The sequence below is a fragment of the Streptomyces sp. NBC_01296 genome (assembly GCF_035984415.1).
Classification (GTDB): Bacteria; Actinomycetota; Actinomycetes; order Streptomycetales; family Streptomycetaceae; genus Streptomyces.
In genome coordinates this window covers 5,691,691-5,710,495 of the sequence record NZ_CP130720.1, presented here as the reverse complement: position 1 = coordinate 5,710,495, position 18,805 = coordinate 5,691,691, and the positions used below count along the sequence as shown (strand labels likewise).

Here is an 18,805-nt window from a genome sequence, read left to right as displayed (position 1 = left end):
CGGGCCCCGCACGGCCGTGGGCCCCGCCTCTCGGCGGGGCCCACGGCGTGCAGCGGATCAGGCTTCGGTCGGAGCCGAGACGGACGGCTGCGACTGCTGCTCGGCAGCCGCGGTCTTCTTCGTCGCCCGCTTCGCCACGGTCTTCTTGGCCGTCGCCTTCTTCGCGACGGTCTTCTTGGCGGCCGTCGCCTTCTTGGCGGCGGTGGCCTTCTTCGCCGGGGCCTTCTTGGCGGCCGTCTTGCGGACCGCCTTCTTGGCCGCCGGGGCGGCCTCCTCGGCCTCTGCGGCCTCCGCTGCCTCGGCCGGGGCCGGGGCGGCCTCGGGCTCGGCGGCGGCGGTCTCGACGACCAGGACGGCAGCCTCCGCCGCGCCTGCCGGGGAACCGGCGGGTGCGGTGGCCTTGCGGGTGGCACGCCGACGCGGACGGGCCGGTGCGGCCTCCGCCACGGGGGCCTGCGCGGCCGGCGCCTCGGCGACCGGCTCGGGCTCCGCCTCCACGACGGGCTCGGGGGCGGCCGGGACGACCGGCTCGGGCTCCGGGGCGGCCTCGGCCGCAGCCGGGGCACCCGCCGGGGCCGTGGCCTTGCGGGTGGCACGGCGACGGGTACGGCCCTTGGGCGCGGCCTCGACCGTCTCGGCGGCCTCCACGGCCTCCGCGACGACCTCGGCGGCCGGCTCCAGCACCGTGTCGGCCGGCTCGGTCACCGGAGCGGCCTCGACGACCGGCTCCACGACGTCCTCGACCACGGGCTCGGCCACGGGGGCCGGCGCCGGGGCGGCCGCACCGCGCGGGGCACCCGCCGGAGCGGTCGCCTTGCGGGTGGCACGACGACGGTTGCGACGGCCGCTCAGGCCGGCCGCGGCCTCCGCCTCCGCCGGGCTGCCGTAGAGCTCCTCGTCCGCGACGAACGCCGGCTCGGGCAGCGCCACCGGCGCTGCGAGCTCGGCGGCCACCTCGGCCTCGGTCTCGGCTTCGAGGACCTCGACGGTCTCGACACCCTCGATCTCGTGGTCGTGCTCGTGACCGCGGCCGCCGCGACGCTTGGCGCGCTTGCCGTTGCCACCGCCGCCGACCGCGGTCGGAATCTCCATGTGCACGATCACACCGCGCCCGTTGCAGTGGACACAGGTCTCGGAGAAGGACTCCAGCAGGCCCTGGCCCACCCGCTTGCGGGTCATCTGGACCAGGCCCAGCGAGGTCACCTCGGCGACCTGGTGCTTCGTACGGTCACGGCCCAGGCACTCCAGCATCCGCCGCAGGACCAGGTCGCGGTTGGACTCCAGGACCATGTCGATGAAGTCGATGACGACGATGCCGCCGAGGTCACGCAGCCGCAGCTGGCGCACGATCTCCTCGGCCGCCTCCAGGTTGTTCCTGGTGACGGTCTCTTCGAGGTTGCCGCCCTGACCGGTGAACTTGCCGGTGTTGACGTCGATGACGATCATCGCCTCGGTCTTGTCGATCACGAGGGAACCGCCCGAGGGCAGCCACACCTTGCGGTCGAGCGCCTTGGCGAGCTGCTCGTCGATCCGGTACGTCGCGAAGACGTCGACCTCGGAGGTCCAGCGCGACAGCCGGTCGGCCAGGTCCGGGGCCACGTGGTTCACGTAGCCGTGGATGGTCTCCCAGGCGGTGTCACCGCTGACGATGACCTTCGAGAAGTCCTCGTTGAAGATGTCGCGCACGACGCGGACGGTCATGTCCGGCTCGCCGTACAGCAGGCTCGGCGAAGAGGTCGAGATCTGCTTCGACTTCTTCTGGATGTCCTCCCACTGGGCCTGCAGGCGCTCGACGTCGCGGCGCAGCTCGTCCTCGCTCGCGCCCTCGGCGGCGGTGCGCACGATGACGCCCGCGTCCTCGGGGACGATCTTCTTGAGGATGGTCTTCAGGCGCGCGCGCTCGGTGTCGGGCAGCTTGCGGCTGATACCGGTCATCGAGCCCTCGGGCACGTAGACCAGGTAGCGGCCGGGCAGCGAGACCTGGCTGGTCAGGCGGGCGCCCTTGTGGCCGATCGGGTCCTTGGTGACCTGCACCAGGACCGACTGGCCGGACTTGAGGGCGGACTCGATGCGGCGCGGCCCGTTGGCCATGCCGAGCGCCTCGAAGTTGACCTCGCCGGCGTACAGGACGGCGTTGCGGCCCTTGCCGATGTCGATGAAGGCGGCCTCCATCGACGGCAGCACGTTCTGGACCTTGCCCAGGTAGACGTTGCCGACGTACGAGGTGGCTTCTTCCTTGTTGACGTAGTGCTCGACGAGCACGTTGTCCTCGAGGACGCCGATCTGGGTGCGCTCGCCGGCCTGGCGGACGACCATGACGCGCTCGACGGCCTCACGGCGGGCCAGGAACTCGGCCTCGGTGATGATCGGCACGCGGCGGCGGCCCTGCTCGCGGCCCTCGCGGCGGCGCTGCTTCTTCGCCTCCAGACGGGTCGAGCCCTTGATGGACTGCACCTCGTCGGACGGCTCGGCCTTCTCGCGCGCCGGGCGCGGCTCGCGGACCTTGACGACGGTGCGTACGCCGTCGTCCTCGCCCGCTTCGCCCTCGGCCGTGGCATCGGCGGGCTCACCGCTGCGGCGGCGACGGCGACGGCGACGACGGCTGGAGCTGGAGCCCAGGGCGCCGCTCTCCTCGTCGTCCTCCTCGGTGGAGTCCTCTTCCTCGCCCGTCTCCTGCTCGGCGGCCTCCGCCTCGGCCTCGTCCTCGGCAGACTCGTCCAGGTCGGCGGCCTCGCCGCGGCGACGGCGGCGGCCGCCACGACGGCGGCGGCGGGAGGGGCGCTCGCCGCTCTCGTCACCCTCTTCGAACTCGGCAGCCTCTTCGTCGAGCTCGGCGGCCTCGGCCTCGTCCTCGATGCGCTCCACGTCGGCCAGGGACACCGGCGCGGACTCGGCGGCCGGGGCGGCCTCGACCGCACCGCGGCCACGGCGCCGGCGACGGCCGGTCGGCTGCGGGGCGGGGGCCTGGACGGTCTCGGCTTCGGCCTCGAGTTCGTCCTCCTCCTCGACCTCTTCCGCCTCGACGGCTGCGGCGGCGGCCGCGGCGGCCATGGCGGCGGTCTCCGGGGTCTGGAACATCGGCTCGGTGAAGACCGGGGCCTGGAACACGGCCACGGCGGGGCGCGCGGCGCGACGGCCACGAGCCGGGGCGGCGGGCTCCTCCTCGGCGGCGGGCTCGACCGGGGCGGCCTGGGTGGCCGGAGCGGCGGAGGCCGCGGAGCGGGTGGCGCGGCGGCGGCCGCCGCGCTTCGGGGAGTCCACGGCGTCGGCGACGGTGACGGTGGCCTTGGGAGCGGCCTCCTCCACGACGGGCTCGGCGGCGGGCGCCTCGGGGGCGGCGACGGCGCGGGTGGCACGGCGGCGGGCACGCGGCGCGGGAGCCACAGCCTCCTCGACCACCGGAGCAGCCGGAGCAGCAGCCTCGACGACGACCTCGGCGGCAGCCGGAGCCTCAGGAGCGGCCACGGCACGGGTGGCACGACGACGGGCACGCGGCGCGGGAGCCACAGCCTCCTCGACCACCGGAGCAGCCGGAGCAGCAGCCTCGACGACGACCTCAGCGGCAGCCGGAGCCTCAGGAGCGGCCACGGCACGGGTGGCACGACGACGGGCACGCGGCGCGGGAGCCACAGCCTCCTCGGCGGCCGGGGCGACGGCCGGGGCGACCTCGGCGGCAGGGGCCTCGGCGGCGGCCGGAGCCTCAGGAGCGGCCACGGCACGGGTGGCACGACGACGGGCACGCGGCGCGGGAGCCACAGCCTCCTCGGCGGCCGGGGCGACGGCCGGGGCGACCTCGGCGGCAGGGGCCTCGGCGGCGGCCGCGGCGCGGGTCGCGCGGCGGCGGGTACGGGCCGGGGCGGCGGCCGGAGCGGCCTCCTCGACGGCGGCGGCGGGGGCGGCCGGAGCGGCCTCGGTCACCTCGGCGGCCGGGGTGGCGGCCTCGCCGGGCGGGCCGGCGGGCCGCGACGCTGCACGGCGACGCCTGCGCGGAGGCAGGTTGTCGCTCGGGCTGCCACTGTCGGCGCCACCGGTGGTGTTGTTGGTTTCGTTGTTGAGCATGCGGGCGGTTCTCCCGTCACGCTCCCGGGCGCCGCGGCTGACTTCCGGTCCGGCACGGCCCCGCGCGATCAGCGCGGAACCGGCCTCCGGGGCGCGTTCGCCACACGGGAGCTGTAGTCCATGGCCGCCGGTTCCGTACGTGTTGTCCGTACGGCCTGGCGGAAGTCTTCAGGTCATTGCGCGGCCCGACCCAGGTGGCTCCCGAGTGCCAGGGCTGCGCGACGACGACGATCCCTACGCGGCGGGACCTTCCGGCGCCTTCGCGTCGGCGGCTACGGCGGCCGTGGGTGGGGCGGCCGTGACAGCCTCGCGGTCGGGCGCGAGCGGGTCGGTCACCGTGCCGGACTCCTCGTCGAAGAGCCCCTGCGCCAGCCTGGTCACCGCTGCGGGGACCGGCGGCGCCAGGTCGGCCACAGCTCGGAGACCGGACAGGACGTCGTCGGGTCGCACGGCAGGTGTCAGATGCCGAACAACCAGCCGCAGTATCGCACAGGCATTGTCCAGCGGCCTATCAGCCGGGGCAGGAACCGCCTCGAGGCTCACTACGGCTCCGCGGGTGTCGAAGCTGCGCATGCCGTTCTTGGTGCGGCGCTGCACCTCGACCTCCTCGGCGGCGAGGAAGGCCTCGACGGCGCGCTCGGCGTCGGCGACCTCCACGCCCTCCAGCCGCAGCTCCCACACGGAGGCCGTCAGCCGGTCGGCGAGCCCGGAGGTACGGGCCTCGACGGCTTCGATGATGTCGAGGCCGAGCGGCATCGACTCGTCGAGCAGCTCGCGGAGCTTGTCGGGGTCGCGGGGCTCGGCGAGAGCGATCTCGAGGTACTCGGCCTCGCTGCCGGTGCCGGTCGGCGCGGCGTTCGCGTACGAGACGCGGGGGTGCGGGGTGAAGCCCGCCGAGTACGCCATGGGCACCTCGGCGCGGCGCAGGGCCCGCTCGAACGCGCGCTGGAAGTCTCGGTGGCTGGTGAACCGGAGGCGCCCGCGCTTGGTGTAGCGCAGTCGGATGCGCTGCACCACCGGTGCGGGGGGTGGGCCTTCGGGCTGTCGCTTGCCCAGTGGTTCTTCTCCTTGTGCGGGGCTCCGCGGCTCGCGCGTCGCCCTGAGGTCTGGTGAGCCGGCCGGCCACACCGTGCCCTCCGGCTCACCCCTGCTTCTGTTCGTGCAGGGAGATCTCGGGGGCGGGCGCGTTTGTGCCTGCGGCTGTCGTACTACCCAGAGTACGCGCCCGTGACCTCGCCGGTTCCCGGCCGGGGACCCCGAACAGCACCTTTCGCACGTCGGCCCGGACCTCGCGGACGGTGGCGCGGACGGTGCGCCACACCTCCCGTACGACATGTCCGACCGGCTTCAGCACGTGCCGGTACACCTGCGACACGGGCCGGCCCACGAGCACCCACCCGACCAGCCGGACCCCGCGCCACACGGCCCGCACGATCCGCCCGGCGACGTGCCAGGCCCAGACGAGCGCCTGCCCGAGGGGCACGAGCACGTACGCGTACACCCCGACCCCTACGGGCCGCAGCAGATACCGGTAGACCACGGAGCCGAGGACGGCCAGTCCCTGCCCGACCGGGGTGAGCACGTACCGGTGGAAAACCGCAGCCACCCAAGCGAGCCCCCGCCCGACGGGTGCGAGCACGTACCGCCACAGCCCCACCCAGGGCCAGACGAACAGGGTCATGCAGAGTGCCCATGCGAGCCACATCACGCCCTTGGCCAGCGGGGCGAGCAGATACCGCATCCCGCCGCGCCCGATCCAGGACAGCGCCTCACCGAGCGGGCGCAGGAGGTACGCGTACAGGGCCCGCCCGACGGGAGCGACGAGATGCTCGTACACCGGCCGGAGCACATACCGCCCCAACCCGACCCAGGGCCAGACGAACACCAGCTTGAGCAGCACGGTCAGCACCCAGCCGATCCCGCGCAGCACCGGCTGGAGGACGTACACGGAGAAGGGACCCAGCACATGCCGCTGAACGGCCTGCCCGAACGCGACGAGCAGATCCCAAACCACCCGTACGGGCAGTACGACGATCAACGCCACGATCTTGACGGGCACCCGGACGACCCCCACGAGGCAGCCCTCGCCACTCCCCCCGTCCCGCGGCTTCTCAAGTTCCATACCCGTAAGGACACCCGGAGCCCCCCAACCGTTGCGACGGGAAGCCTCCGGTCGGTCGGCGACCGCCCGCACCGCAGAAACGCCGATGTCCCCCCGTCTTGCGACAGGGGGACATCCGCACCGACTCACGCCTTCTGGGGACCGCCGCCCACCACGCTCAGCGGGAGCAGCTTCTGGCCCGTCGGGCCGATCTGGATGTGCGTGTCCATCTGCGGGCACACGCCGCAGTCGAAGCACGGGGTCCAGCGGCAGTCCTCGACCTCGGTTTCGTCGAGGGCGTCCTGCCAGTCCTCCCAGAGCCAGTCCTTGTCGAGACCGGAGTCCAGGTGGTCCCAGGGGAGGACCTCCTCATACGTGCGCTCGCGCGTCGTGTACCAGGCCACGTCCACGCCGTGGGCCGGCAGCGTCTTCTCCGCGGCCTCCATCCAGCGGTCGTACGAGAAGTGCTCGCGCCAGCCGTCGAAGCGGCCGCCCGACTCGTACACGGCGCGGATCACGTCGCCGATGCGGCGGTCGCCGCGCGAGAGGAGTCCCTCGACGATGCCCGGCTTGCCGTCGTGGTAGCGGAAGCCGATCGAGCGGCCGTACTTCTTGTCGCCGCGGAGCTTGTCCCGGAGCTTGCCCAGGCGGGCGTCCGTCTCCTCGGCCGACAGCTGCGGCGCCCACTGGAACGGGGTGTGCGGCTTCGGCACGAACCCGCCGATCGACACCGTGCAGCGGATGTCGTTCTGGCCGGAGACCTCGCGGCCCTTGGCGATGACGTTGACCGCCATGTCGCCGATCTGGAGCACGTCCTCGTCGGTCTCGGTCGGCAGGCCGACCATGAAGTAGAGCTTCACCTGGCGCCAGCCGTTGCCGTACGCGGTGGCCACCGTCCGGATCAGGTCCTCTTCCGAGACCATCTTGTTGATGACCTTGCGCATGCGCTCGGAGCCGCCCTCGGGGGCGAAGGTCAGACCGGAGCGGCGACCGTTGCGGGTCAGCTCGTTCGCCAGGTCCACGTTGAACGCGTCCACGCGGGTCGACGGCAGGGACAGGCCCACCTTGTCGTCCGTGTAGCGGTCCGCGAGGCCCTTGGCGATCTCGGCGATCTCGGTGTGGTCCGCGGAGGACAGCGAGAGGAGGCCGACCTCCTCGAAGCCGGTGGCCTTCAGGCCCTTCTCGACCATCTCGCCGATGCCGGTGATGCTTCGCTCCCGCACGGGGCGCGTGATCATGCCGGCCTGGCAGAAACGGCAGCCGCGGGTGCAGCCGCGGAAGATCTCGACGGACATCCGCTCGTGGACGGTCTCGGCGAGCGGGACCAGCGGCTGCTTGGGGTACGGCCACTCGTCGAGGTCCATGACCGTGTGCTTGGACACGCGGTACGGGACGCCCGACTTGTTCGGCGCGACGCGCGCGATGCGCCCGTCGGGCAGGTAGTCGACGTCGTAGAAGCCCGGCACGTAGACCTGGCCGGTCTTGGCGAGGCGGAAGAGGACCTCTTCGCGCCCGCCCGGACGGCCCTCGGCCTTCCACGTGCGGATGATCTCGGTCATGTCGAGAACGGCCTGCTCGCCGTCGCCGATGACCGCGCAGTCGATGAACTCCGCGATCGGCTCGGGGTTGAAGGCCGCGTGCCCGCCCGCGAGGACGATGGGGTGGTCGACCGTACGGTTCCTGGCCTCCAGCGGGATGCCCGCCAGGTCCAGGGCCGTCAGCATGTTCGTGTAGCCCAGCTCCGTGGAGAAGGACAGGCCGAACACGTCGAAGGCACCCACGGGGCGGTGGCTGTCCACGGTGAACTGCGGCACCTTGTGCTCGCGCATCAGCTCTTCGAGGTCGGGCCACACGCTGTACGTGCGCTCCGCCAGCACGCCTTCGCGCTCGTTCAGCACCTCGTACAGGATCATGACGCCCTGGTTGGGCAGCCCGACCTCGTACGCGTCCGGGTACATGAGCGCCCAGCGGACGTCACACGAATCCCACGGCTTGACGGTGGAGTTGAGCTCACCGCCGACGTACTGGATGGGCTTCTGCACATGCGGGAGCAGAGCTTCGAGCTGTGGGAAGACCGACTCGGACATCACGCGACTTTCGTGAAGCGGGCAGGGGGCGACTCTCAAGCGTAACCCGAGGCGCAGCCGCCCCCTGCCGCCAAGATCACCGCCTAGGTGGCGAGGTCCGCCCGGAGCGCGGGATCGCAGGCCTGCGCCCATACGTCCGGAAGTTCCCGCTCGCGCCGCTCGGCCAGGGCTTCCTCGCGGGCGTAGAGCACGCCCCAGGTGAAGGCGGACTCTCCCGCTCCGGCGGCTTGTACGCCGAGGCCGTGCAGGGCCTCGCGGGCGACGACGCTGTCCTGGTGGTCGCCGAGCAGGGTCTGGACCGACTTCATGGCCTTGGCCAGCTGTTTTGCCGGTCTGCCGAGCGCGGGTGCGGCCGCCTCCGCCGCGTAGCGGGCGCGTTTGGCGGCCTTGCGGGCTTCGTGGAGGGCCAGGTCGCGCTCGTGGCCCGGTTCCAGGTCGAGGGCGCCCGCGACGCGGGTGGCGAGCCGCCCGTAGTCGCGCAGGGCGGACGTGGGCAGGGCCCGGGCGGCGGGCTTGGCCGCGCCGGGGAGCAGGGGCGGGTCGGCCAGCAGGGCGTCGAGGGCGTCGAGCAGGGCGGCGTACCGCTTGCCGTCGAGGGCGGCGAGGGCGCGGCGCCGGGTTCCCGAGCGGCGGGCGTTGTTCCAGACCCGCAGGCGGCCGCGGACGGGTCCGAGCAGGAGGGTGCGGGGGAGCTCCGCGATGTGGGTCTGGATGCGCTCGGACAGGACTTCCTGGTCGCGGTCGAGGCCGAGCTCGGCGGCCAGCCAGCGCAGCTCTTCGCCGAGGGGGTCGGTGGCGGTGCGGTCGAGGACCTTGCGGTGGGTCTTGAAGGCGCTGCGCATGCGGCGGCAGGCGACCCGCATCTGGTGGACGGAGTCGGGCAGGTTGCGGCGGACGGCGGGGTCCTGGGCTACGAGGGCGTCGCGCTGTTCGCGCAGGTACGAGAGGACGTGCGCGCCCGCGGTGTCCTCGGCGGGGGCGGGCTCGGGCCGGGGCGGCGGTGCGGTGCCGGTCTCGGTGAGGGCGCGGGCGAGTTTGGAGGGGGCGTCGGAGACGTGGAGTCCGGCTTTGCGGAACTTCTTCTCGACGGCGTCGAGGAGGGCGGGGTCGACGCCGTCGGCGAGTTCGACCTCGACCTCGGTCCACGCTGCGGCGGCCTCGTCGCGCTCGGCGCGGACGTCGTCGGTGGAGAGTTCGGCGAGGAGGGTGCCGTCGGCGTCGAGGAGGTGGGTGATGCGGCGCGAGGAGAGCAGCCGGACCTGGGGTTCCAGGGGGGTGTCGCGGACGCGGGAGCGGACGAGGGCGGCGAGGGAGCGGGGGACGGTGTCGCTGAGGGGGGCGGCGACCTCGTCGCGGACGCCCGGGGAGACGGGCAGTTTGAGGTGCCAGCCGGCGTCGGCGCCGCCGGTACGGCGTCTGAGGGTGAGGCCGTCGGCGGCGAGCCGCTGGTCGGGGGTGTCGTAGTAGACCGCGTCGAGGTCGACGGTGCCCCGGTCGGCAACGGCCGCGATCGCGGCCGTGCCGGTCAGGTCCGGGACTCCGCGGCGCGCGGCCTTGCTCGTCGTGAACTCGAATTTGCGCTCGATCTCGCGTTTCGTGTCCGCCATGGATCGAATTTAGTCCTGAACGGATCACGACGGCAGGGTGAACGGCGAATCGGTTGCGGAATGCGGCCGAAGATCGGCCCCCGCTAGGCCGACATCGGCCGTTGCACCCTGATCGACTGCAGCAGTCCGACCGCCACCCACACCGCGAACATGGACGAGCCTCCGTAGGAGACGAACGGCAGCGGCAGCCCCGCCACCGGCATGATCCCGAGCGTCATCCCGATGTTCTCGAACGCCTGGAAGGAGAACCAGGCGATGATCCCGGCGCACACGATCGTCCCGTACAGCTCGGTGGTCTCGCGGGCGATCATGCAGGCCCGCCAGAGGATGATGCCGAGCAGGACCAGGATCAGCCCGGCGCCGAGGAAGCCCAGCTCCTCCCCCGCCACCGTGAAGACGAAGTCGGTCTGCTGCTCGGGCACGAACTGGCCGGTGGTCTGGGAGCCCTTGAAGAGCCCGGAGCCGGTCAGCCCGCCGGAGCCGATCGCGATGCGCGCCTGGTTGGTGTTGTAGCCGACGCCGGCGGGGTCGAGGTCGGGGTTGGCGAAGGCCGCGAAACGGTTGATCTGGTACTCGTCGAGCACGCCGAGCTGCCAGATCAGGACAGCCCCGGCCGCACCGGAGCCCATCAGCCCCAGCACCCAGCGGTTGGAGGCCCCGGAGGCGAGCAGGACGCCGAGCACGATGATGACCATGACCATGACGGAGCCGAGGTCGGGCATCAGCATGACGATGCCCATCGGCGCGGCGGCCAGGCACAGCGCCTTGACCACGGTGCGGTGGTCGGGGTGGGTGAGGTCGCCCGCGTCCACCCGGGTGGCCAGCAGCATGGCCATGACCAGGATGATCGTGATCTTCACGAACTCGGAGGGCTGCAGCGAGAAGCCGCCGCCGATCACGATCCACGCGTGGGCGCCGTTGATGGTGGCGCCGAGCGGGGTGAGCACGGCGAGGATGAGCACCAGGGAGAGCCCGTACAGGACCGGCACGGCGCCGCGCAGGGTGCGGTGGCCGAGCCAGATGGTGCCGATCATCAGGACGAGCCCGATGCCGGTGTTCAGGGCGTGCCGGACCAGGAAGTAGTACGGGTCGCCCTGGTTGAGCTGGGTGCGGTTGCGGGTCGCCGACCACACCAGCAGGGCGCCGATGAAGGACAGCGCGAGCGCCGACAGGAGTATCGGCCAGTCGAGCCGGCGCAGCACCGAGTCGCGCGAGGTCAGCTTGGCCATCGCGCCGCGCTCGGGCGCGTACCGGGATACGGAGAACTTGTTGGCGGTCTGCATCGGGTCTCAGTCCTGCCGCGCGACGGGCGGGGCGGGGGGACCGGCGAGCGCGGGCACCGGTTCCTCCGGGGACGGGGGCACGTACGGCTTGATGTCGGGGGCGACGATGGAGCCGTCGGGCTGGATCGTGGGCAGCTTGGCCTCCGGCTTGAGCAGAAAGGCCTTGTTGACGTCCTGTTTGCCGGCCATGTCGAGACCGTAGATGGCGTTGTAGACGTTGCGGACGGCGGGGCCGGAAGCACCGGAACCGGTACCGCCCTGGGAGATCGTCATCACGATCGTGAAGTCCTCGGTGTACGTGGCGAACCACGAGGTGGTCTGCTTGCCGTAGACCTCGGCGGTACCGGTCTTGGCGTGCATGGGGATCTGCTTCTGCGGCCAGCCGCCGAAGCGCCAGGCGGCGGTGCCGCGGGTGGCGACGCCCTCCAGGGCGGCGCCGATCTTGCGGCGGGTGACCTCGGTCATGGGCAGCTTGCCGTGGGCCTGCGGCGGGATCGGCTCGGTGTGCTTGCCGTCGGCGCTGATGACGGCCTTGCCGATGGTCGGGTTCCACATGGTGCCGCCGTTGGAGATGGCGGCGTAGATGGTGGCCATCTGGATCGGGGTGACCAGGGTGTCGCCCTGGCCGATGGAGTAGTTGATGGCGTCACCGGCGCGCATGAGGTTGCCCTCGAGGCAGTTCTCGTAGGACAGCAGCTCGACGTAGGTGCCGCCCTTCTTCCCGGTCTTGCACCACATGTCCTTGTTGGCTTCCCAGAACTTCTGCTTCCACCGGCGGTCGGGGACCCGGCCCTTCTCCTCGCCCGGCAGGTCCACATGGGTCTCGGCGCCGAGGCCGAACTGGTGGGCGGTCTTGTAGAAGATCTCGGCCGGGGTCTTCTTCGGGTGGAGCCCGCCGTCCTTGATCCACTGCTGGTGGCCGAGGGCGTAGAACACGGTGTCGCAGGAGACTTCGAGGGCCCGGCCGAGGGTGATGGAGCCGTGGCCCTGGGACTCGAAGTTCTTGAAGACCTGGCCGCCGATCGCGTAGGAGCTCGGGCAGGGGTAGTTCCCGTCGAAGTCGTACCCGGCGTTGACCGCGGCCGCGGTGGGGATGACCTTGAAGATGGAGCCCGGGGCGGCCTGGCCCTGGATCGCCCGGTTCATCAGCGGGACGTTGGACTCCTTGGCGGTGAGCCGCGCGTAGTCCTTGCCGGAGATGCCGCCGACCCAGATGTTCGGGTCGTACGTCGGGTTGGAGGCCATGGCCACGACGCGGCCCGTCTTGGACTCGAGGACGACGATGGCGCCGGCGTCGGCCTTGTACGGGACGCCGGTGTTGCGGTCGATCTGCTTGCGGGCCTCGATCATGGCCGCGTTCAGCTCGAACTCGGCGACGCCCTGGACACGGGCGTCGAGGCTGGTCACGAGGTGGGCGCCGGGGATGGACGGGTCGTTCTTGGCCTGGCCCATGACGCGGCCGAGGTTGTCGACCTCGTAGCGGGTGACGCCGGACTTGCCGCGCAGGGTCCTGTCGTACGTGCGTTCCAGGCCGAAGCGGCCGACCTGGTCGGAGCGCAGCAGGGGCGAGTTGGTGTTCTTGGCCTTCTGGATCTCGTCGTCGGTGACCGGGGAGAGGTAGCCGAGCACCTGGCCGGTGTTGGCGCCGCCGGGCGCGGGGTAGCGGCGTACGGCGGTCGGCTCGGCGGTGATGCCGGGGAACTCCTCGGGGCGCTCGCGGATCTGCAGGGCCTGCTGGGTGGTGGCCTCGGTGGTGACCGGGATGGGCTGGTAGGGGGATCCGTTCCAGCAGGGCTTGGGCGTCTGGGAGTCGCAGACGCGGACCTTGTTCATGACGTCCTGCGGCTTCATGTCCAGTACGTCGGAGAGCCGGGTCAGGACGTCCTTGCCCTTGTCCTTCATCTTCATCAGCGCCGTGCGGCTGGCGGAGACGACCAGGCGGGTCTCGTTGTCGGCGAGGGGGACGCCGCGGGCGTCCAGGATCGAGCCGCGGACGGCCGGCTGGACGACCTGCTGGACGTGGTTGCTCTTGGCCTCGTGGTAGTACTCGGCGCCGTTGCGGACCTGGAGATACCACAGGCGCCCGCCGAGGGTGAAGAGGAAGGAGAGGACGAGCACCTGGAGGATGACGAGCCGGATCTGCACCCGGGAGGTGCGGCCGGTCTCGGGAACGTTGGTCACGGGAGCTCCCCCCTCACAGCTTCTTGATGCTCTTCACACTCTTGATTCCCTTGACGCCCTTTATCCGGCCGGCCTTGTTGGCGCGGCTGCGCGCGGTCTTGAGGCGCAGGCCGCCGCGCTGGCTGCCGATGCGCAGGCCGGTGCCGCCGGAGAGCCAGCCGGAGGACACGTCGGCGGCCTTGGCCTGTCCGCCGTTCGCCTCGACGGCCATCGGGTCGCTCTCGGCGCGCCGGGCCAGCGCCATGATGAACGGCACGGTGAACGGGGCGAGCAGCAGGTCGTAGAGGGTGGCGGTGAACAGCAGCCCGGTGAGCCCGACGTGGCGCGCCGCGGTGTCGCCGACGAGGGCGCCCACGCCGGCGTAGAGCAGCGTGGAGCCGATGGCGGCGGCGACGACGGTCATCATCGGGCCCCAGGCGGAGCGGAACCGCCCGGAGTCGGGGCGGGCCAGGCCGGCGGCGTACCCGATGACGCAGAGCACGAGCGCGTACCGCCCGGCGGCGTGGTCGGCGGGCGGGGCCAGGTCGGCGAGGAGGCCCGCGGCGAAGCCGATGAGCGCGCCGCTGAGGTGCCCGTAGACGAGGGCGAGGGCGACGACGGTGAGCAGGACCAGGTCGGGTACGGCGCCGGGCAGTTGCAGCCGGCCCAGGACCGAGACCTGGACGACGAGGGCGACCACGATGAGCGTGGCCGAGAGCAGGATCCGGTTGAAGCGCATGGGGGCAGTCAGCTCCTACTCGTCGGCCGGCTTGCCGGGCACACTGGCGGACGGGGACGGGGTGACCGTGACGGTGACCGTCGGGGTGGGCTTCACCTCGGGCTTGGGGGGCAGCACGGCGTCGCGCGGGTCCTCGCGGGGCGGCATGACGACGACGCCGACGATGTCCAGGCGCGAGAAGCCGACGAACGGGCGGACCCAGATGGTGCGGGTCAGGTCGCCGCGCGAGGGGTCGACCTTGACCACCTCGCCGATCGGGACGCCGGGCACGAACGGCTTGTTGCCGCGGGAGCCGAACGTGACGAGCCGGTCGCCGGGGTTGACCTTGGCCTTGCCGTTGAGCATCTGCACGGACAGGGCGCGGTCGCCCTGCCCGGTGGCGAAGCCGAGCTCGCCGGTCTTCTCCAGGCGGGTTCCCACCGTGAAGTCGGGGTCGTTGGCGAGGACGACGGTGGCGGTGTCGGGGCCGACGGTGGCGACCCGGCCGACGAGCCCTTCCCCGTTGAGGACGGTCATGTCGCGTTCGATGCCGTCCTTGCTGCCGGCGTCGATGGTGACGGTCCAGGAGAAGCCCTGGGCCGCTCCTATGGCGATGACTTCGGCGCCCTTGATGCCGTACTGACCGGCGCCGGCCCGCTTGAGCATCTCGTCGAGCTCGCGGATGCGGCTGCGGGTCTGGTCGTCGCTGCCCAGCTTGGCCTTCAGCGCCGCGTTCTCGCGCTCCAGCGTGGCGATGCGGTTGTGGCGCTCGCCGGAGTCCCGTACCGCCCCTATGGCGTTGGCGACCGGATCGACCGCGGTCGCCACGCCTTCCTCGACCGGGCCGAAGACCGCTGCGGCGGCCTGCCGGGCGCCGTCGACCGGTGACTCCTCGCCTGCCCTGATGTCCACCGTGATCAATGCGAACGCGATGGCGATCATGAGCACCAGGAGCAGCCGGCTTTCTCGTGTGTCCCTCACGTGCGGCGGCCGTGCCTTCCTCGTCGGATTCTTCTTCGTCTGTATATCAACGATCCGCCGCACGGGCGCGGCAGCACCCGTACGGCGGATCCTTGTGTTCCGCATGGCCCCCGGACGGGGGTCTGTATCAGCGCCGGGGCTGGGCGTCCAGGACCTGCTGGAGCGCCTCGAACTCCTCCACGCACTTGCCGGAGCCGAGCGCCACGGAGTCGAGCGGGTCCTCGGCGATGTGGATCGGCATGCCCGTCTCACGGCGCAGCCGCTCGTCGAGCCCGCGCAGCAGGGCGCCGCCGCCGGTCAGGACGATGCCGCGGTCCATGATGTCGCCGGAGAGCTCCGGCGGGCACTTGTCGAGGGTCGTCTTGACCGCGTCGACGATGGCGTTGACCGGCTCCTCGATGGCCTTGCGGACCTCGGCCGCGGAGATCACGACCGTCTTGGGCAGGCCCGAGACCAGGTCCCGGCCGCGGATCTCGGTGTGCTCGTCCTTGTCGAGGTCGTAGGCCGACCCGATGGTGATCTTGATCTGCTCGGCGGTCCGCTCACCGAGGAGGAGCGAGTACTCCTTCTTGATGTGCTGGATGATCGCGTTGTCGAGCTCGTCGCCGGCCACCCGGATGGACTGCGCCGTGACGATTCCGCCGAGGGAGATGACGGCGACCTCGGTGGTACCGCCGCCGATGTCCACGACCATGTTGCCGGTGGCCTCGTGGACGGGCAGGCCCGAGCCGATGGCGGCGGCCATGGGCTCCTCGATGATGTGCACCTGGCGGGCGCCGGCCTGCGTGGACGCCTCGATGACGGCGCGCCGCTCCACTCCCGTGATGCCGGAGGGTACGCAGACCACGACGCGCGGACGGGCCAGGTAGCGGCGCTTGTGGATCTTGAGGATGAAGTACCGGAGCATACGCTCGGTGATCTCGAAGTCGGCGATGACGCCGTCCTTGAGGGGCCTTACGGCGACGATGTTGCCGGGCGTCCGGCCGATCATCTTCTTCGCCTCGGAGCCGACCGCCAGGATGCCGCCGGTGTTCGTGTTGATGGCGACCACGGACGGCTCGTTCAGGACGATCCCCCGGCCCCTCACGTACACCAGCGTGTTGGCGGTCCCGAGGTCGATCGCCATGTCACGGCCGATGAACGACATGTTGTTCCCCTTGTTCCCCATGAGGAGCGTCTGGCCTTCCAGTTGATAGCGGCTGCTGTCAGGTCGGCGAGGTGGGTGTGTGGGTGGAGGCCCCATCGTAGTGCCGCAAGTATGAACACCGCGCGACGGGACTCCGGCAATCCCGCCGGAACGGAAACCCGCCCCCTATGTGGTGACGACGTGTCCTGCCCATGCGTTCCCGCAAGTGCCCGGCAATACCGAAGGGCGACCGAAATTACTTCGGTCGCCCCAGGTCATGAGCGCTATTCGGCTGATGTTACGTCAGGAAGGACTCATCCGAGGGTGGGGAAGAACAGCTTCAGCTCACGCTCGGCGGACTCCTCGGAGTCCGAGGCGTGGATGAGGTTCTCCCGGGTGATCGTGCCGAAGTCCCCCCGGATGGAGCCGGGCGCCGCGGCGATCGGGTCGGTCGGTCCGGCCAACTGGCGGACACCCTCGATCACGCGTTCCCCTTCCACCACGAGGGCCACGATCGGGCCGCTCGCCATGAAGCCCATGAGGGGCTCGTAGAACGGGCGCCCCACGTGCTCGGCGTAGTGCTGCTCCAGGATGCCCCGGTCGAGCGTACGCAGCTCCAGCGCCGGGATGCTCCAGCCGGCCTTGCGCTCGATGCGGCCGATGATCTCGCCCACCAGGCCACGCCTGACCGCGTCCGGCTTGAGCAGGACGAGCGTGCGCTGGGTCATGTTGTAACTCCTTGCGGCAAACGGGTGCGGTCACCCGAGGCTACAGGGGCGGGACCCGCCCGGCGCACGGGCCCGTCAGGCCTGCGCCTCGCTCTGTGCGGCCCACCGGGCCTTGATCGCGTCGATCTTGCCGCCGTAGTGCACCGAGCACCACCACAGCCCCGCGAACACCGCACCGAGGAAGAACATCATCGGCACGAAGACCCCGCTCAGGATCAGGCCGATCTGCAGGGCCCAGCCGATCTGCACCGCGCCGGGACGCGACAGCATCCCGCACAGCAGCACCGACAGCAGCATGGCGACCCCGCAGACCGTCCAGACCGTGGCCTGGGTCAGATCCGGGTTCTTCATGGCGACCAGCCCCGCGAAGCCGATCACGAAGAACTCGCCGATCAGCGTCGAAGCACACAGCGTGCGCATCCCTCAGCCCCTCTTCAGCAGCAGGCGGGCCTGGCCCACCGTGATCACGGACCCGGTCACCAGGACCCCGGCCCCTCCGTACTCCGCCTCTTCCTCCGCGAGGGTGATCGCCGCCTCCAGGGCGTCGTCCAGCCGCGGCTCCACCTGCACCCGGTCCGGCCCGAAGACCTCGACCGCGACCGCCGCCAGCTCGTCCGCGGACATCGCCCGGTGGCTCGAGTTCTCCGTGACGACGACCTCCGCGAAGATCGGCTCGAAGGCCTCCAGGACCCCCTTCACGTCCTTGCCCTCGCTCGCGGCCACGACCCCGATCAGCCGGCTGAAGCCGAACGCCTCGGTCACCGCCTCCGCCGTGACCTGCGCGCCGGCCGGGTTGTGCGCCGCGTCCAGGACCACCGTCGGGCTGCGCCGCACGACCTCCATCCGGCCCGGCGAGGTCACCGAGGCGAAGGCCCTGCGCACGGTCTCCAGGTCCAGCTCCCGCGACTGCTGCGCGCCGACGCCGAAGAAGGCCTCGACCGCCGCCAGCGCGACCGCCGCGTTGTGCGCCATGTGGGCCCCGTACAGCGGCAGGAAGATGCCGTCGTACTCGCCGCCCACGCCGCGCAGCGTCAGCATCTGCCCGCCGACCGCCACCTCGCGCGCGACGACGCCGAACTCCATGCCCTCGCGGGCCACCGTCGCATCGACCTCGACGGCCTTCTTCAGCAGCACCTGCGCCGCGTCCACCGGCTGCTGCGCCAGGATCACGGTGGCGTCCTGCTTGATGACGCCGCCCTTCTCCTGGGCGATCTCGCCGGGGGTGGCGCCGAGGCGGTCGGTGTGGTCCAGGCTGATCGGGGTGATCACCGCGACCGAGCCGTCGATCACGTTGGTCGCGTCCCAGGTGCCGCCCATGCCGACCTCGACGACGGCCGCGTCGACCGGGGCGTCCGCGAAGGCCGCGTACGCCATACCGGTGAGCACCTCGAAGAAGGACAGCCGGAACTCCTCGGCGGCGTCGACCATCTCCACGTACGGCTTGATGTCGTAGTACGTCTCGATGAAGCGCTCGGCGCTGATCGGCGCGCCGTCCAGGCTGATCCGCTCGGTGACCGACTGCACGTGCGGGCTGGTGTAGCGGCCGGTGCGCAGCTCGAAGGCGTTCAGCAGCGCCTCGATCATGCGGGCGGTGCTGGTCTTGCCGTTGGTGCCGGTGACGTGGATGGACGGGTACGCGCGCTGCGGTTCGCCGAGGACGTCCATCAAGGCGGCGATCCGGGTGACGGACGGCTCCAGCTTGGTCTCGCCCCAGCGGGTGGCGAGCTCCTGCTCCACCTCCTGCAGCGCCCTCGTCACCTCCGGGTCGAGGGGGTGCGCGGGCACCGGGTCTCCCTGGGGCGGTCCGGCCTGGGCGCGCAGGGTGCGGCTGCCGGCCTCGATCACCGCCAGGTCGGGGTCGCGGTCGGACTCTTCGGCCACGATCCGGTCGAAGACCTCGAGGGTCTCGTCGCGGTCGTCGGGTCCGTTGCTCTCGGGCTGCTGCTCACTCACGG

At 71.6% G+C, this 18,805-nt stretch carries 13 protein-coding genes; all 13 read right to left on the bottom strand.

What is annotated here, in order from left to right:
- Window positions 1-57 precede the first annotated feature (57 nt).
- Complete coding sequence (locus OG299_RS25925) at window positions 58-4,059, bottom strand: Rne/Rng family ribonuclease (RefSeq protein ID WP_327362785.1); 4,002 nt, start codon at window positions 4,057-4,059, stop codon at window positions 58-60.
- 234 nt (window positions 4,060-4,293) lie between these two features.
- Window positions 4,294-5,073, bottom strand: coding sequence for a TIGR03936 family radical SAM-associated protein (locus OG299_RS25920; RefSeq protein ID WP_266633550.1), 780 nt, complete (start codon window positions 5,071-5,073; stop codon window positions 4,294-4,296).
- Window positions 5,074-5,200: 127 nt separating this feature from the next.
- Entirely contained in the window at window positions 5,201-6,181 is a 981-nt protein-coding gene (locus OG299_RS25915) for a hypothetical protein (protein ID WP_327362784.1), read from the bottom strand.
- 125 nt (window positions 6,182-6,306) lie between these two features.
- Window positions 6,307-8,250 carry a TIGR03960 family B12-binding radical SAM protein gene (locus OG299_RS25910; RefSeq protein ID WP_327362783.1) on the bottom strand — a complete coding sequence of 648 codons (1,944 nt, stop codon included), beginning with the start codon at window positions 8,248-8,250 and terminating at the stop codon, window positions 6,307-6,309.
- Window positions 8,251-8,330: 80 nt separating this feature from the next.
- Window positions 8,331-9,854 (bottom strand): CYTH and CHAD domain-containing protein, encoded by a 1,524-nt coding sequence (locus OG299_RS25905; protein ID WP_327362782.1) that lies wholly within the window; start codon window positions 9,852-9,854, stop codon window positions 8,331-8,333.
- 83 nt (window positions 9,855-9,937) lie between these two features.
- On the bottom strand, window positions 9,938-11,137 hold the full coding sequence (gene rodA, locus OG299_RS25900) for a rod shape-determining protein RodA (RefSeq protein ID WP_266629299.1): 1,200 nt from the start codon (window positions 11,135-11,137) through the stop codon (window positions 9,938-9,940).
- A gap of 6 nt (window positions 11,138-11,143) precedes the next feature.
- Window positions 11,144-13,318, bottom strand: a complete 2,175-nt coding sequence (gene mrdA, locus OG299_RS25895; protein WP_266629297.1) for a penicillin-binding protein 2 — start codon at window positions 13,316-13,318, stop codon at window positions 11,144-11,146.
- 13 nt (window positions 13,319-13,331) lie between these two features.
- Window positions 13,332-14,036: a rod shape-determining protein MreD gene (mreD, locus tag OG299_RS25890; protein WP_327362781.1), complete on the bottom strand. Its 705-nt coding sequence runs from the start codon at window positions 14,034-14,036 to the stop codon at window positions 13,332-13,334.
- Between the two features lie 15 nt (window positions 14,037-14,051).
- A complete protein-coding gene (gene mreC, locus OG299_RS25885; protein WP_266629293.1) occupies window positions 14,052-14,996 on the bottom strand; it encodes a rod shape-determining protein MreC in 945 nt (314 codons plus the stop codon).
- A 127-nt stretch (window positions 14,997-15,123) separates the two neighbouring features.
- Complete coding sequence (locus tag OG299_RS25880) at window positions 15,124-16,143, bottom strand: rod shape-determining protein (protein ID WP_008738981.1); 1,020 nt, start codon at window positions 16,141-16,143, stop codon at window positions 15,124-15,126.
- Window positions 16,144-16,436: 293 nt separating this feature from the next.
- A complete protein-coding gene (gene ndk / locus OG299_RS25875) occupies window positions 16,437-16,850 on the bottom strand; it encodes a nucleoside-diphosphate kinase (protein WP_327362780.1) in 414 nt (137 codons plus the stop codon).
- A 75-nt stretch (window positions 16,851-16,925) separates the two neighbouring features.
- A complete protein-coding gene (locus tag OG299_RS25870) occupies window positions 16,926-17,270 on the bottom strand; it encodes a DUF4233 domain-containing protein (protein WP_266629289.1) in 345 nt (114 codons plus the stop codon).
- 3 nt (window positions 17,271-17,273) lie between these two features.
- Window positions 17,274-18,803 (bottom strand): bifunctional tetrahydrofolate synthase/dihydrofolate synthase, encoded by a 1,530-nt coding sequence (gene folC, locus OG299_RS25865; RefSeq protein WP_266629287.1) that lies wholly within the window; start codon window positions 18,801-18,803, stop codon window positions 17,274-17,276.
- Window positions 18,804-18,805: the final 2 nt, after the last annotated feature.

Excerpts from the sequence above, each read along its gene's own strand:
- OG299_RS25915 (WP_327362784.1), bottom strand. The coding sequence starts at position 6,181 with ATGGAACTTGAGAAGCCGCGGGACGGGGGGAGTGGCGAGGGCTGCCTC.
- ndk (WP_327362780.1), bottom strand. The coding sequence starts at position 16,850 with ATGACCCAGCGCACGCTCGTCCTGCTCAAGCCGGACGCGGTCAGGCGT.
- rodA (WP_266629299.1), bottom strand. The coding sequence starts at position 11,137 with ATGCAGACCGCCAACAAGTTCTCCGTATCCCGGTACGCGCCCGAGCGC.
- mreD (WP_327362781.1), bottom strand. The coding sequence starts at position 14,036 with ATGCGCTTCAACCGGATCCTGCTCTCGGCCACGCTCATCGTGGTCGCC.
- OG299_RS25870 (WP_266629289.1), bottom strand. The coding sequence starts at position 17,270 with ATGCGCACGCTGTGTGCTTCGACGCTGATCGGCGAGTTCTTCGTGATC.
- OG299_RS25880 (WP_008738981.1), bottom strand. The coding sequence starts at position 16,143 with ATGTCGTTCATCGGCCGTGACATGGCGATCGACCTCGGGACCGCCAAC.
- OG299_RS25925 (WP_327362785.1), bottom strand. The coding sequence starts at position 4,059 with ATGCTCAACAACGAAACCAACAACACCACCGGTGGCGCCGACAGTGGC.
- OG299_RS25905 (WP_327362782.1), bottom strand. The coding sequence starts at position 9,854 with ATGGCGGACACGAAACGCGAGATCGAGCGCAAATTCGAGTTCACGACG.